Origin of the sequence: Thalassospira marina (assembly GCF_002844375.1) — a bacterium.
Lineage (GTDB): Bacteria > Pseudomonadota > Alphaproteobacteria > Rhodospirillales > Thalassospiraceae > Thalassospira > Thalassospira marina.
This window is the reverse complement of sequence record NZ_CP024199.1, coordinates 78,899-93,238: the sequence shown is the minus strand read 5'-3', so window position 1 is coordinate 93,238 and position 14,340 is coordinate 78,899. Positions and strand designations below refer to the sequence as shown.

Genomic DNA, 14,340 nt, shown 5'->3' with positions numbered 1-14,340 from the left:
ATCCCCTGATGCGCCCAAAACAAAACCCGGCAGAGGTTAAACCTGCCGGGTTTTACATTGCTTTAACGCATCACGAAGCGATGCGCTGCTGGCATCAGGCCCTTATTGCTGCAAACATTGCGGGTCGCCACAGGCAGACTGGCAATTACGCGTGACGCGGTCCTGGTCAAGTTTGTTGCAGGCAAAGGTCTGGGCGAAATCGATTGCCGCGATCCGGCAGGCTTCGGTGCGATAGGGCACCGGGATGGTATTGGTAACGCCGGTATCCTCGCAGGTGATTTTGGCATTATAGGTTTTCAAGCCCCCGGCAGGTTTGGCGGTGGCACTTGCCTGTTGTGCCGTTCCTGCAACGGCGGGCACATTATTGTTACGCTGCAATTGCTGCTGATAGGTATTTTGCAGCGACTGCATATTGGTGGTTCCGGTATCGCTCATGACATCGGCCATAAAGGCGGTGCCAATATCGACCTTGGCAGCATCGGGGATATCAGCCCCCCCAATGATCGCCGCCCCCGCCGCAACGGCAAAAAGCTGCCCGAAATCAAAATCATCTTCGGAATCATCAATATAATTGCCGTTCTGATACTGTTCGACCTTGGTGCCTTCACCAAAACTGTTTTGTGCCAGCACCTGAAACGCCCCCTGGCGTTCACCCTTTTCAAAGCGGCCCGCATAAAATTCGTGATAGTCGCTTTCATAGGATGCGAACTGGCCATACCCCACACCGTTCATTTCTCCATCCTGCCACTGGCCGACCTTGATGTGGCTGATGCCGTTGGTCCAGGCACCAAGGCCATTTAACGTGCCCTTGGAATACATGCCAAGCCAGGTGGCCCAGAATTTACCATCACCAACGGTGCGTAATTCCTGCTTTCCGGCAAAACCTTCCAATTCGTCATTTTCAAAGGTCCCGACGGCGCGAACCATCATTTTATTGGTATAGCCCCAGACATTGATGCCAAAGCCATCAAACTTGTTATTGGCGGCAAAATCGCCAAAGCGATGCCACTGATAGCCATTGACATTAAATTTGCTGGAAAGCAGGCGCGCCACCCGGCCATCAAAGCTGACACCACCAATCTGGATGATACGCGCGCCATCGGGCTGGGTGGTGGTAAACACCCCTTCGAGCATGGTGCCACGGTCAAACCGGCCGACAAAATCGGCTTTGGCGGGTTTAGTTGCCGTTACGCGGGCGACACCCTGCACCAGACCATCTTCGCAATCCCCCTGAATGAATTGCCAGTCAAACTGGTGGGGCTGGTCATCATTATTCATGAAATAACCATCGCTCGAAGCCAGGTCGCAATTCGTGGCAAGACCAATGCGTGGATAATGGGCGGCAACGGCCGCATCAAAACCCTGCCGCGCAAGGTTGATATCGCGCATCATGCCGGGATGATCATACTGATCCTTGAAATTGTCCAGAATGGCCATATTGCGCGGATTAAACTGCACCCCGAACGGATCATCATAAAGGTCTGGCGCCAGTGAAATCGCCTGAATGCGTTTTTCCAGTTCCTTGACCTCGGCCGCCTTGATGAACGGGTTATGCCCGCGATACTGGATTTCTTCGACCAGGCTTTGATGTGCTTCTTCGCCCGTAACGCTACAGCCCGCCAGCAACATGGCCGTTGCCAGCAACAGCCCCCCAATAGCCGTTTTCTGCATTGAATACCCCCTGCCAAACCACGCCTGGCACCCCATGCCATGCCGTTTGGCTTTTGCCCCAAATTATACCAAGGGATATATTGAAACCCGTAACGGCGAAGGGGTCAACCAACCGGGGCGATAAAACGATCCCTGTTTCAGGTTTGGCCCCCAAACCGGTGACCTTATTCACAGGCGGCCAGCATTCCTTCGCGCCAACACCGGGTTAGCAGCGCAGTTCAAACAGCCCGGTCATGGCACCATGCAGGGGCACATCACGCTGATAAACCAGCCCCGCGCGAAGCAATACCCGTTGCGAGGCCGGGTTGGCTGGCCGGGCCAGACCAATGATCCGCTGCGCAGCAAGGTCATTGATCGCAAAGGCAATGGCGGCCCTGGCAATTTCAAGACCATAGCCTTTGCCCCAATAATCAGGATGCAGATGATAGGAAAGATTAAGCCCTTCAAATTGCAAGGACTGCGTCACCCCGCCAAAACCGATGCGCCGCCCATCCACCAGGACCGCCCAGCGGCCAAAACCGTGTTCGGCCCAATGCGCCCTATCACGCGCCATCCTGTCGCGGGTGGTGCTGGCATCATCTGGTGTCGGGTTTGGTCGGTGGCGGGTTAATTCGGGGCGGGAAAACATATCCTGAAGGAATGAAAGGTCATCTTGCTGCGGGACGCGCAATGTCAGCCTTGCTGTTTTCCATTCGCCATTACCAATGGCAACAATGGCGGGGCCATCGGCATTCTGACCATGACGGGCTGTTTCATCTGCCAAACCCTTATCGTCCATTGCCCGGACCCTCGCCTGATGCCGTTGTCAGCCGGCCGAATTTTCGGCCATACAGCGATCCACCAGATCGCGGACATAATCGGTATCGGGGTTCTTTTCGGAAAATAGGATGCGATAAACCATCGGGGCAAAAATAATATCCACCACCCGGTCAATCGGCGGGTAGGGTTCATTGCGTGCTGTGGCGCGTTCGGCCAGTACCTGCAAACGGGTGGTAATCATTTCCGCACAGCGCCGCGCACACTGGTTATCGTCGGTGGCAGTGACATCACGCAACATCGACCGGCCCAGGCTGGAACCCATTTCATCTAAATACTGTTCGGCATAAGCCAGCACATCACCATGAAAACTGCCGGTATCGGCCAGCTTTTCATCGGGTTCAAAGCGTTCCAGTGCAACATCGGCCAGCAATGTCGCCAGATCACCCCAGCGCCGATAGATCGTTGACGGGGTTACCCCTGCCTTTTGCGCAATCATCGGCACGGTCACATCCGAGCGCTCATGACTCGCCAGCAGGTCTTTCACCGCGTCATGAATGGATTGCTGAACCCGGGCGCTACGGCCACCGGTGCGTATGCCTTTGTGAATCGTCATGAAAAATACCTTAACACAAATTATTTGCGTTAAGCGAGTTTTTATACCACACTGCGCCTAACGCAAATAATTTGCTTTTATGGAGATGCATATGAGCACCCCGGCAAATCCCCCTGTATCAGAGGCGCCCAATCCTGCCGTCCGGTGGTTTCTGTCTCTGGTTCTTGTGACCTTTCTTGCTGCATCGGCAACGCCAACGCCAATGTACCATCTTTACCAGGAAGACTGGCATTTCTCGGCCACGATGCTGACGCTGATTTTTGCCATCTATCCTTTCACACTTCTGATTTCGTTGCTTGTTCTTGGTTCGCTGTCAGACCATATCGGGCGCAAACCGGTTATTTTTGCGGCCCTGATCCTGGAAATATTGTCGATGGCCCTGTTTATCAATGCCGGTTCGGTCAGCGATTTGCTACTGGCGCGCGTTGTGCAGGGTTTTGCCACGGGCATTGCCACCAGCGTACTGGCCGCGGCCCTTTTTGACAGTGACCATCACAAAGGTCCGCTTGCCAACAGCATTTCCCCCCTGATTGGCCTGGCAGCGGGCGCCCTGATTTCCAGTATTCTGGTCGAATATGCGCCGATGCCCCTGCATTTGAGCTATTGGTGCCTAAGCGCCCTGATGGCCATTCAGGCGCTGATGGTTTGGGGCCTGCCTGAAACCGCAAAACGCCAGCGTGGCGCGCTGAAATCGCTGATGCCGCGCATATCGGTGCCGGTTGCCGCACGCCAGGCCATGCTGGAAATTGTGCCTTCCAATATTGCGTCCTGGGCGCTGGGTGGCTTTGCCCTGTCGCTTGCACCGTCGCTGATTGCAACGGCAACGGGGTCAACATCATCCCTTAATGGCGGGATTGCGGTTGCAGTCCTGACACTGGCAGGTGCGGCATCGGTAATGATTTTCCGCACCAAAAACCCCGAACCTGTTTTGCGGTTTGGTACTGTCACCCAGGCAACGGGCATCGCCCTTATTCTGGTGGCCATCAATAGCGCGCAGTTATGGCTGGTTTTTGCCGGTTTTCTGGTAGCCGGTATCGGGTTTGGGGCCAGCTTCCTTGGCGCGGTCCGCACGCTGGTTCCGCTTGCCGCTCCCCATCAGCGCGCTGGCCTGATGGCGGCCTTTTATATCATGTCCTATCTGGCATTCAGTGTCCCGGCCCTGCTGGCAGGTACAATGGTCCGCGCCGCCGGGTTGATCAATACGGCAAACGGCTATGGCATGATCCTGATCGCCCTTGCCGCCATTGCCCTGACCGGGCAAATCCGCCGCCGCAATGCCACCTGCGCTGCCAAGTAAACGCAATTTCACGGCTTGAGCGGCTTTAAATTTAAGACGAAACACCTGCCGACACACCACACCATTCCCACAGGCCGGGGTATTTCCCGGCCTGTGGGCGTTTATGCAGGCAAAATTGGATCAGCCTTAATGAGCATAGATAGAATGCCACACCACCCCGCACAGCCTGTGATTCACCCGTAAAATTTACCCATTTTGCCAACAGGGCATGTGGAGAATCCTGTGGATAAAATGTGAAAAAGACGGGAAATCAGGCATTTTCGCGGTGGATAAAGCTGGGGTCAAAATGTGAACGAATCGTTAAAATCCATTGGATTCTAATGGTTTGGCAATCCGTTCTCGCGGCGGGTCTCGCGAATGTCATCTGCGCGGCTACTGACCATGCGGCGCAGGTCATCAAGCCCCGCCCGTTGCAGCTTTACCGCATCAACACATTGCGTTTTGGGGGTATAGCCATTTGGCGTTTGCTGGTCCCAATCAAGAACGCGATCAATGGTCGTGGTCAGGGCTTCGACATCGCCAAAGGCATAAACATTAAGCGGACGGCCGATTTGTTCGGTCAGCGATCCAAACAGGGCCGGATCGCCATCCGCAGGCAAATCGGGATGGCAGGTCAAATAAACGCGATAGCGCAACTGCCCGGCATAAAACCAGAAAACCGCTTCCTGGCGCTGTTCATCGTTAAACAGTTTTTGCGCCAGGATATAATAGGCAGCCGGGTGTTTGTTTTCGATATGGTCGCGAATTTCCTGTGCCGACATGTCATTGAAGGTCTGTTCGGTTTCGGCATATGCATGCGTTGCCATTGCCCCCAAACCGCCGATGACGGGCAATACCATCAAAAATTTACGAAGCTGCACTTTAACAGGCATCCTTTGTTTGCTTGTGCGATCAACCAACCATGTACCGTGTGCCTTGGCGGTACTTCTTTTTCATTCAGGCCGCGTTGGGCGGTCCTGTTTGTGTGTTATGGGCTTAATCTATTCACCAGCCGGTTAAAAACCAGTCATTGGCAGTGAAATATTGCTGTTTTACGTAAAAATGCGCGCATACAGGCAGGAATGCCGGTTTTTTATTGCAGATGGTTGTGCCAATAATAACAAAAGTAAAACCAATCAAAACAACACGGAACCGGTTGTGCTGCCTGACTGCATTCGCCAAAACCAGGAATATTCCGCCCAACACCTGCAAAACATGCGCGAGGCCCTAGGCGGGCATTTGCATGGCAGCGCCTTTTGTGTGGTGGTAACCGGGTCCTTTGGCCGGCACGAGGCATCGGACCAGTCCGATCTGGATTATTTTCTGATTGGCCGCGAGGCAGACCGCAACCTTGCCCCCTATGAAGCGGTGGGCGATATTTTAGGTGCGATGGTTGCCAAAAAACCTGCCATTGGTGGCCCGTTTTCGGCCTATGTACCCGCCGAAGAACTGGTTAATCGCATTGGCCTGGATGGCGATACCAATTCCATTACCACACGAAGGCTTCTGTTTTTGCTGGAATGTGAATGGCTGTATAACGAACCGGCAAAACGCGCGTTTTTTGACGAACTGATCGCCAATTACGTCACCGAAAATGTCACGCGCGATTCAATCGCGCGCTTTCTGGTTAATGACGTTATCCGCTATTACCGCACCATCAGCGTTGATTTTGAAATCAAAACCCGCGAAGGCCGCGCCAAGGCCTGGGCGCCGCGCCGCCTGAAACTGGTTTTTTCGCGCAAGATGCTCTATTTCGGCGGTATCATTGCCGCGGCAGAAACGGCTGGCTTTGATTATGTTGGCAAACGGGCGAAACTTTCGGAATTGCTGCAATTGCCGCCTATTACACGCCTGCAAACCGTATTTGGCGATAAAAGCCTGGCCGCACTTACGCTTTATGACCATTTCCTGTCGCGCCTGAATGACCCGGAAACGCGCCAGCGGCTGGAAAAAATTGACCAGAATGACCGCAACCACCCGGAATTGCGCAGCCTTCTTGATGATGGCAAACAGTTTTCACGCGAACTGATCGATCTTTTAAAACATCGCTACAGCCCGGATCATCCGATCCACGAAGCATTGTTGATGTAACGCAGGCAGGGTGTGCCTTAACCGTTACCGCCACTCGGCAATAATTGGTCGTGAATATTTGTAATCGCCTGACAAAAGGCCGCTATCAGCGGTGCCTTGGGCGATACACCGGGATAAACCAGGTCGATATTGCGGTTAAAATCATCCCCGGCAACGCGGTGCCAGTTAAGGTCGAGGCCGGTATCGTAAACCCGCATCCAGTCTGGCACCAGCGATACACCCAGCCCTTCATGTACCATCCGGGCCATGGTTTCCTGGGAATCGATGGTGCAAAAAAGCTGCGGCACCATATTGTGCCGGGCCAAAAACTGTTCGGCCAACCGCCCCCCCCAGGATGACGGGTCATAACGGATATAGGGCATCTGCGCCAAAATACCGGCAATGGCAGCAAAGTCATTGTCACCAACCGGTTTGACACTGGCGGGCGTCATCAACATCAAGGGTTCCGAACGCAAATTACGGGCTTCAAGCGATTTGGACCGTTCAAACGGCGGGGCGATGGCGACAATGACATCCAGTTCCTGGCTGCTGATGCGGTCATGCAGGTTTACGGACGTGCCTGGGTAAATTTCGGGCACCAGAAGCGGTGCAACCTGGCGCAAATGTTTTAAAGTTAGCGGCAACAGGCTGGTCATAACCGTTGAAATCGCACCGATTTTAAGGGTCCCCGCAAGGTTGTCTTCATCCAGTGCGCCGCTTAGCAATGCGGCCTGCGCCACCATTTTGCGGGCATGGGGCAACAGGCGCGAACATTCCGCCGTTGGCTGAACTGTTTTGCCATTCCGGCGAAACAGCACCACACCCAGTTCGGTCTCAAGGGTTTTCAGGCGTTGTGAAATGGCCGCTGCCGTCAAACCCTGCTGGCGCGCCGCCGCCGCGACCGAGCCCAATTCGGCAACGATAATCACACTTTCCAGAAAGCGCGTATCCAACGATAATTTTCCTTACGAATAAAACTAGAAATACAAATTATTCCATCTTTTAAAAGGGTGCAATTCTCCTGCTGCCAGCCAGAAAGGGAGAATGATGTCGCCTGTCGTTTTTAGTGCCGTTTTATGCTCTGCCCTGCTTCATGCAGGATGGAACAGTTTCGTCAAAGGGTCTGCCCGCAAGGATCTGGCGACGTTTTCAATTGTGCTGGCCCATGTGCCGGTTGCCATTATCGGCATCATGCTGTCGCCCACACCCGATATGGCGAGTATGGGGTATCTTGCCGCCGGGTCGGTTTTGCATGTTGGTTATCAGCTGTTTTTAATGCGCAGCTACATGCATGGCGATCTTTCGCAAATTTACCCGCTGGCGCGCGGGCTTTCGCCGGTTTTAATCACCATCATTTCCCTGCTGTTTTTAAATGTTTCCCTAAACGGGATCGAGCTTTCGGCCATTGCCATTATCGCCACGGGCATTGCCATGCAGGCGCGATCAGCCTGGAAAAACCAGAATGCGCAATCCTTCCTGCTGGCCTTTGCAACGGGCTGTTTCATTATGGGTTACAGCCTGGTGGATGGCACAGGGGCGCGCATTGCTGGCACCGCCCTTGGTTTTTACAGTTGGCTTTCCATTTTGAATGCCGTGCTGATGGTCATTTACATGGCGATTTTCAAACCCGGCCTGTTTCGCGAATTACGTACCGTGTCGCCCCTTAACGCCGCCATTGGCGGGGCCGGATCCTTTTGCGCCTATGCGATTGTCATCTGGGCCTGCACGCAAGCCCCCATTGCGCTGGTATCCGCCCTTCGCGAAAGCAGCATTCTGTTTGCCATTTTGATCGCGCGTTTTGTCCTGAAAGAAGAAATCACCCGCCACCGCATGCTGGCCGTATCGCTGATTGCAACGGGCGTTGTCCTGTCACGCTTGGGTCACTAAAGCCGTTTAGGACTGCAAGGATAACATCATGGAAAACCACACCACCAAGCCAGCGTCATCCATCACCGCAACTGCTGTAACCACCCCGGATTTTGTGAATATCCTGGCATTCAGCGACCTGCATTTGAACCAAAAGGCAGCTGAAAACATCATTCATCAGGCGCAATCGGCTGATATTGTTATTGGTGCGGGTGATTTCGGCCAAAAGGGCGAGGGTCTTGCGGAATTTATGCCATTTTTTGCCGCCATCCCCTGCCCGATGATCATCGTGGCGGGCAACCACGATGATATTGACGACCTGCGCCATCATTGTGCCGGGCAGCCCCATATCCATGTTTTGCATGGCACTGGCATCAAACTGTTGGGATTGGCGTTTTTCGGACTGGGTTATGAATGCCCGGTATCCAACGATGAAAGCTGGAACCGCGCATTGGATGAAGACGAAGCCGACATCATGTTATCAAACTGCCCGGAACGGGCCATCCTGGTCACCCACGCACCACCGCATGGCATTACCGACCAGCAAAAGAACGGCTTTCACGCTGGCAGCCACGCCATTTATGCCGCCATCATGCAAAAACAGCCAATTTTGCATTTATGCGGGCATATTCATGCGGCCTGGGGGCAAAGCGGCAGGATCGGCCAAACGCCGGTCCATAACCTTGGCCCGGCGGGTAAAATATTCAAACTGCCAATTCCATCCTGAAGGCGGGTTGACCGGCAATTATCCCGCCGGTCGAAGAACGGTCACAGAACGGTTTTGTGGTAATTACCGCGATCGAGATCATGAATTTCGGTGGTGAACTGCACCGAATATCCATCAACCTGGTCCGCCAGATGGGCCAGCAGCAATTCCTGTACCTTTTGCCCGACCGCCTGTTTGACAGTGTCCGTCCGCCCCGACAGCAACCGTACATCCACATGCACCATCGCTTCGCGCGCGTTGCCATCGCCAATCACCAGGTTGGCAAGCGGCGATAGCCTGGTTTTAAAACTGGCAACATCCGTATCGGCAATCGGGGCCAGGGCATGGTGCATCGCCAGGGCAAGCTTGGGCAGGGCACCGGCAATGGGAAGGGCGGCGGAATATTCAATTTCGATTTGCGGCACGGTGCGTCCCCGACTGTAAGGAATGGTCTTTGATACTTCCTCGTTACCGCGAATATCGTATTGCGCAAACAAAAAACCGGCCCGCGTCAAACACGGGCCGGTTCATCATCATGCCAATAAGGCAGGATTAGTAACGGTAGTGATCCGGCTTGAACGGACCAGCCTGCGGCACGGCGATATATTCAGCCTGTGCAGCGGTCAGCTTGGTCAGCTTCACGCCAAGACGGTCAAGGTGCAGGGCTGCAACTTTTTCATCAAGGTGTTTGGGCAGGACATAAACCTGGTTTTCGTAATTGGCGTGGTTTTTCCACAGTTCGATCTGGGCCAGCACCTGGTTGGTGAAGGAAGCCGACATCACGAAGCTGGGGTGACCGGTTGCGCAACCAAGGTTCACAAGGCGGCCTTCGGCCAGAACGATCAGACGTTTGCCATCGGGGAATTCGACTTCGTCAACCTGCGGCTTGACGTTTTCCCATTTGTAATTGCGCAGCGAATTGATCTGAATTTCAGAGTCAAAATGGCCGATATTACAAACGATCGCACGATCCTTCATCGCACGCATATGGTCGAGCGTGATGATGTCAATGTTACCAGTGGTGGTTACGAAAATGTCGCCAAACGGGGCGGCATCTTCCATCGTGGTAACTTCGTAACCTTCCATTGCGGCCTGAAGCGCGCAGATCGGGTCAATTTCGGTAACCAGAACGCGGGCACCCTGGCTGCGCAGCGATGCAGCCGAACCTTTACCCACATCACCATAACCGGCAACAACGGCGATCTTGCCAGCAACCATCACGTCGGTTGCGCGCTTGATGCCGTCAACAAGGCTTTCGCGGCAGCCATACAGGTTGTCGAATTTCGATTTGGTAACCGAATCGTTCACATTGATGGCCGGAACCTTCAGCGTGCCTTTTTTCGCCATTTCATACAGGCGATGAACACCGGTGGTGGTTTCTTCGGAAAGGCCCTTAATGTCGGCCAGCATTTCCGGGTATTTTTCGTGGATCAGCTGGGTCAGGTCGCCGCCGTCGTCCAGAATCAGGTTCGGCTTCCAGCCGTCCGGACCTTCGATGGTCTGCTCGATGCACCACCAGAATTCTTCCTCGGTTTCACCTTTCCAGGCGAAAGTCGGGATTTCAACAGCAGCCATGGCAGCAGCAGCCTGATCCTGGGTCGAGAAAATGTTGCAGGACGACCAGCGAACCGTAGCACCCAGGGCGATCAGGGTTTCCATCAGAACGGCGGTCTGGATGGTCATGTGCAGGCAACCAGCAATGCGGGCACCGGCAAGCGGCTTGGCTGCGCCGAATTCTTCGCGCAGTGCCATCAGGCCCGGCATTTCGGTTTCAGCAATCGCAATTTCCTTGCGGCCCCATTCGGCCAGCGAAATGTCTGCGACCTTGTAATCGGTAAAGTTCGACATGTCGTCTCCATCAATCAGATATGGCGCTTTCATATCCTTTGCCGGACGTTGCCGAAAAAGGAAATGAAACCGCCGTGAAATTTGTGCATGTGGCCTGCTTTGCCACCCTCGCCTGCCGCATATATAAAGATATGTTTATATCGACATCAAGTGTTTTCTTGCTCCTCCTGCAAACTTGTCACGCAACAGCCATGATCCGCAGCGCAAATGCCCAAACACATCCCCGGGTACAAGTGTTGCAACAAACACCAGTATCGCCTTAACCACGACCGCGCCCACCGCACATATCGGTATAGGGGCGGTCCGTTGCACGCATAAAAATGCATTTTTGTTTAACTGCATGATCCCGCAGGAAATATTCCCAGTGCCTCACGGCTGATCACGCGCATATGAAGTAGGCCACAATCTTGCCACTTGATCCGCATCGCGGTCTCGGATATCGCTTGTGCGAGAAATCACCAAGGATCCATTTCCGTGCGGACACTCGCCCTTTTCCTAAGCGTTCTTTTTTCACTGGCAGTTATTCTGACCAGCGTGAATGACGGTATGGCAATGGAAATGGCGCATATGCCAGCGCACAGCATGTCCGATCAGGGCATTGCTTACCAGGATGCGGCAAAGTCACCCCTGATGGATCATTCAGCACACAAGGCTGCAATGCCTGGTGCCGGACATTCCGATATGTGCGGCATGATCCTGTGTGGCCCTTTCATGCCCCTGGCCCTTGGTGCATCGCCCCGCAAGCTGGACCTGAAACCGGTAACCTATCTGGTTTCAAATGACCTGGTGCGCTCGCTTAACGAAGACCCCAGCGGCAAACCTCCGCGCCTTTGAAAGAGAACCGGCTTTGTGCCGGCCATTTTCCCTTCCCGCTTTTTGCATGACGGCCCGGTTACAGGTGTAATCACACCCGGTAAACCCCAACCCTGACACGCGCATACCGCAAGTTTCAGGCAGGACGGCTATTCATGCCCGGCGGGAGAAGATTTTGAAAATATTCTCTCTTTCAGGAGCATTTTATGCCCGCTTTTAAATCATCCATTGCCAAAGCCCTGTCCCTTGCCGTGATTTCCGGGGGGATAGCCATGATATCGCCCGTCGCGGCCTATGCCGATGCCGGCCACAAAAATGGCGCACACGCTGCCAATATCGGCAAACCCGGCACCCGTGCTGAAGCGAAAAAAACAGTCGAAATCATTATGCGGGACAACTTTTTCGAGCCTGAAAAGGTTGTTGTAAAGGGCGGTGAAACGGTCCGGTTTGTTATCCGCAACGAAGGTGATTTCGTTCACGAATTTAACCTCGGCACCGTGGCTATGCATGCCGCCCATCAGAAAGAAATGGAATTGATGGTCGAACACGGGGTGCTGGAGGCCGACAGGATCAACATGCAGGCCATGAAAATGAATATGGGCAATGGCATGTCGATGAAACATGACGATCCCAACAGCGCGCTGATCGAACCGGGCAAAACTGCCGAAATCATCTGGACATTTCCGGCCAGTGCCGACCTTGAATTTGCCTGCAACGTCCCCGGCCATTACGAGTCCGGCATGATGGGCCAGGTCAAGTTTCAGTAACAGCACGCAGTAAAGCAGGAAACCTGGCCCCACCATACGGCAAGCCGGGTTTCCTGCCAGCCTGCCAAACGGAATTCATGTCATGAAGTTTAAAAATGCCTGGGGCATGCTTGTTGCTGCCCTTGCCGTTGCTGTGCTGTCTTTGCCGGCAATGGCCAAACCCTATGACCTAAGCGTTGATTATGTCGATATCGATACCGGCAAAATGAAAACAACGGGCATTGGTTATAACGGGTCATCGCCCGGACCAACCTTGCGTTTTCGCGAAGGCGAAGAAGCCGAAATCAGGGTGACCAACAACCTTGATGAAACAACATCCATCCACTGGCATGGCCTGATCCTGCCCTATCAGATGGATGGTGTACCGGGCATCAGCTTTCCCGGGATCGAACCGGGCCAAAGCTTTACCTACCGTTTTCCGGTTCAGCAAAACGGCACTTACTGGTTTCACAGCCATTCCGGTTTTCAGGAACCCGATGGCGCCTATGGTTCCATCATCATTGAACCCAAAACCCGCGACCCGTTTCGCTATGATCGCGAATATGTCGTGGTCCTGAAGGACAAACATCCCCATTCCGGGGCACGCATCATGCGCAATCTGAAAATGATGCCCGATTATTACAATCGCCAGCAGCGCACCCTGGGCACATTCATTGATGATGCTGCTCGCGACGGCCTGTCCGCCACGCTGTTTAACCGCAAGGCCTGGGGCAGCATGCGCATGATGCCAACCGATATCGAGGATATCCAGGGCTTTACCGGCCTGATTAATGGTAAATCACCCGAACAGAACTGGACCGGCATTTTCAAACCGGAAGAACGTGTGCGCCTGCGATTCATCAATGCATCGGCGATGACCTATTTTGATGTCCGCATTCCCGGCCTTGAAATGACGGTGGTGCAGGCCGACGGCAACAATGTGCAACCCGTTACCGTCGATGAATTTCGCATCGCCGTTGCGGAAACCTATGACGTGATCGTACAGCCCAAAGAAGATAAGGCCTATGGGATCATGGCCGAATCCATGGGGCGGTCAGGTTATGCCTTTGCCTCGCTTGCCCCGCGCGAAGGCATGCGCGCCGAAATGCCCGCCCTGCGCACCGACAGCCCGCTGCTGACCATGGCCGACATGGGCATGAACATGAATATGAACATGGACCACGCCAACATGCCGGGCATGACACCGAATATGCCAACAAAACTGGGCATGGCCGAAACAAACACCACGCCGGACATGAAGAACATGAAGGGCATGAATAGCACCGGAAAAATGGGTGATATGGGCAACATGGGTGACATGGCCCAAATGAAGAAAATGGGCGATATGGGCAGCATGATGAACATGCCTGCGCAAGACAATATGGCCAACATGGATCATGGCAATATGCCGGGCATGGGCAACATGGACCCAGCAGCCATGAATATGGGCACCGATGCCAGCAGCGACCCGTTTTATGCCCCGGGCAGCGGCCTTACCCCCAAAGCAGCCAATGGCGGCAAATTCCTGTCCTATGCCGATTTGAAAGCCCAGAAACCCCGTTACCCGGGACGCCCGGCGATGCGGGAAATCACATTGCGCCTGACGGGCAACATGGAACGCTATGTCTGGTCGATCAACGGCGTGAAATACGAGGATGCCGAACCGATCCGCCTGAAATACGGCGAACGGGTCCGCTTCACCTATGTCAACGAAACCATGATGGCCCATCCCATGCATCTGCATGGCCTGTGGTCGATACTTGATAACGGCAACGGCAAATGGAACCCGGTTAAACACACCATCAATGTTAATCCGGGCACGACCGTTTCATTTGAAACCGAAGTCGACGCACCCGGCCAATGGGCGTTCCACTGCCATCTCAGCTATCACATGGCATCGGGGATGTTCCGCAAAGTCATTGTCGAAGGCGGCCCACAATCGGCCCAGGCAACCGGTACGGAAGGGAGCTGA

At 54.0% G+C, this 14,340-nt stretch carries 14 protein-coding genes; 7 read left to right on the top strand and 7 right to left on the bottom strand.

Annotated elements, in window-relative coordinates; genetic code table 11:
• Nucleotides 1-102: 102 nt before the first annotated feature.
• From CSC3H3_RS00420 to CSC3H3_RS00405, 3 genes are all read right to left on the bottom strand, one after another.
• On the bottom strand, nucleotides 103-1,671 hold the full coding sequence (locus CSC3H3_RS00420; RefSeq protein ID WP_157831775.1) for a hypothetical protein: 1,569 nt from the start codon (nucleotides 1,669-1,671) through the stop codon (nucleotides 103-105).
• Nucleotides 1,672-1,876: 205 nt separating this feature from the next.
• A complete protein-coding gene (locus CSC3H3_RS00410; RefSeq protein WP_101282990.1) occupies nucleotides 1,877-2,449 on the bottom strand; it encodes a GNAT family N-acetyltransferase in 573 nt (190 codons plus the stop codon).
• A gap of 27 nt (nucleotides 2,450-2,476) precedes the next feature.
• A complete protein-coding gene (locus CSC3H3_RS00405) occupies nucleotides 2,477-3,043 on the bottom strand; it encodes a TetR/AcrR family transcriptional regulator (RefSeq protein WP_101282988.1) in 567 nt (188 codons plus the stop codon).
• A 91-nt stretch (nucleotides 3,044-3,134) separates the two neighbouring features.
• Between CSC3H3_RS00405 and CSC3H3_RS00400 the strand changes: the two genes are divergently transcribed.
• Nucleotides 3,135-4,340, top strand: a complete 1,206-nt coding sequence (locus CSC3H3_RS00400; protein ID WP_101282986.1) for an MFS transporter — start codon at nucleotides 3,135-3,137, stop codon at nucleotides 4,338-4,340.
• A 317-nt stretch (nucleotides 4,341-4,657) separates the two neighbouring features.
• Here the strand turns inward: CSC3H3_RS00400 and CSC3H3_RS00395 are convergent, their stop codons facing one another.
• Entirely contained in the window at nucleotides 4,658-5,200 is a 543-nt protein-coding gene (locus tag CSC3H3_RS00395; RefSeq protein ID WP_101282984.1) for a hypothetical protein, read from the bottom strand.
• Between the two features lie 277 nt (nucleotides 5,201-5,477).
• Between CSC3H3_RS00395 and CSC3H3_RS00390 the strand changes: the two genes are divergently transcribed.
• A complete protein-coding gene (locus CSC3H3_RS00390; protein WP_101286032.1) occupies nucleotides 5,478-6,410 on the top strand; it encodes a nucleotidyltransferase family protein in 933 nt (310 codons plus the stop codon).
• Between the two features lie 17 nt (nucleotides 6,411-6,427).
• Here the strand turns inward: CSC3H3_RS00390 and CSC3H3_RS00385 are convergent, their stop codons facing one another.
• Complete coding sequence (locus CSC3H3_RS00385; protein WP_101282982.1) at nucleotides 6,428-7,342, bottom strand: LysR family transcriptional regulator; 915 nt, start codon at nucleotides 7,340-7,342, stop codon at nucleotides 6,428-6,430.
• 91 nt (nucleotides 7,343-7,433) lie between these two features.
• Here CSC3H3_RS00385 and CSC3H3_RS00380 point away from each other — a divergent pair, with 91 nt between their 5' ends.
• Nucleotides 7,434-8,276, top strand: a complete 843-nt coding sequence (locus CSC3H3_RS00380) for an EamA family transporter (protein WP_215907538.1) — start codon at nucleotides 7,434-7,436, stop codon at nucleotides 8,274-8,276.
• Between the two features lie 28 nt (nucleotides 8,277-8,304).
• Nucleotides 8,305-8,982, top strand: coding sequence for a metallophosphoesterase family protein (locus tag CSC3H3_RS00375; RefSeq protein ID WP_101282978.1), 678 nt, complete (start codon nucleotides 8,305-8,307; stop codon nucleotides 8,980-8,982).
• Between the two features lie 41 nt (nucleotides 8,983-9,023).
• Here CSC3H3_RS00375 and CSC3H3_RS00370 read toward each other — a convergent pair whose 3' ends face one another.
• Complete coding sequence (locus CSC3H3_RS00370; RefSeq protein ID WP_245881217.1) at nucleotides 9,024-9,458, bottom strand: 5-carboxymethyl-2-hydroxymuconate Delta-isomerase; 435 nt, start codon at nucleotides 9,456-9,458, stop codon at nucleotides 9,024-9,026.
• Nucleotides 9,459-9,513: 55 nt separating this feature from the next.
• Nucleotides 9,514-10,809 carry an adenosylhomocysteinase gene (ahcY, locus tag CSC3H3_RS00365; RefSeq protein ID WP_101267670.1) on the bottom strand — a complete coding sequence of 432 codons (1,296 nt, stop codon included), beginning with the start codon at nucleotides 10,807-10,809 and terminating at the stop codon, nucleotides 9,514-9,516.
• A 474-nt stretch (nucleotides 10,810-11,283) separates the two neighbouring features.
• On the opposite strand from ahcY, the gene CSC3H3_RS00360 reads away from it, so the two are divergent.
• The 3 genes from CSC3H3_RS00360 to CSC3H3_RS00350 all read left to right on the top strand — a co-directional run bounded on the left by CSC3H3_RS00360 (nucleotide 11,284) and on the right by CSC3H3_RS00350 (nucleotide 14,340).
• Nucleotides 11,284-11,643, top strand: coding sequence for a hypothetical protein (locus CSC3H3_RS00360; RefSeq protein ID WP_101267473.1), 360 nt, complete (start codon nucleotides 11,284-11,286; stop codon nucleotides 11,641-11,643).
• Between the two features lie 185 nt (nucleotides 11,644-11,828).
• Nucleotides 11,829-12,389 (top strand): cupredoxin domain-containing protein, encoded by a 561-nt coding sequence (locus tag CSC3H3_RS00355; RefSeq protein ID WP_101282976.1) that lies wholly within the window; start codon nucleotides 11,829-11,831, stop codon nucleotides 12,387-12,389.
• Between the two features lie 82 nt (nucleotides 12,390-12,471).
• The gene (locus CSC3H3_RS00350) at nucleotides 12,472-14,340 is read left to right on the top strand and encodes a copper resistance system multicopper oxidase (protein ID WP_101282974.1); all 1,869 of its coding nucleotides are present in this window, start codon (nucleotides 12,472-12,474) and stop codon (nucleotides 14,338-14,340) included.

Coding starts and splice junctions, on each gene's coding strand:
- CSC3H3_RS00375 (WP_101282978.1), top strand. CDS start 8,305: ATGGAAAACCACACCACCAAGCCAGCGTCATCCATCACCGCAACTGCT.
- CSC3H3_RS00350 (WP_101282974.1), top strand. CDS start 12,472: ATGAAGTTTAAAAATGCCTGGGGCATGCTTGTTGCTGCCCTTGCCGTT.
- CSC3H3_RS00410 (WP_101282990.1), bottom strand. CDS start 2,449: ATGGACGATAAGGGTTTGGCAGATGAAACAGCCCGTCATGGTCAGAAT.
- CSC3H3_RS00405 (WP_101282988.1), bottom strand. CDS start 3,043: ATGACGATTCACAAAGGCATACGCACCGGTGGCCGTAGCGCCCGGGTT.
- CSC3H3_RS00420 (WP_157831775.1), bottom strand. CDS start 1,671: ATGCAGAAAACGGCTATTGGGGGGCTGTTGCTGGCAACGGCCATGTTG.
- CSC3H3_RS00400 (WP_101282986.1), top strand. CDS start 3,135: ATGAGCACCCCGGCAAATCCCCCTGTATCAGAGGCGCCCAATCCTGCC.
- CSC3H3_RS00380 (WP_215907538.1), top strand. CDS start 7,434: ATGATGTCGCCTGTCGTTTTTAGTGCCGTTTTATGCTCTGCCCTGCTT.
- ahcY (WP_101267670.1), bottom strand. CDS start 10,809: ATGTCGAACTTTACCGATTACAAGGTCGCAGACATTTCGCTGGCCGAA.
- CSC3H3_RS00355 (WP_101282976.1), top strand. CDS start 11,829: ATGCCCGCTTTTAAATCATCCATTGCCAAAGCCCTGTCCCTTGCCGTG.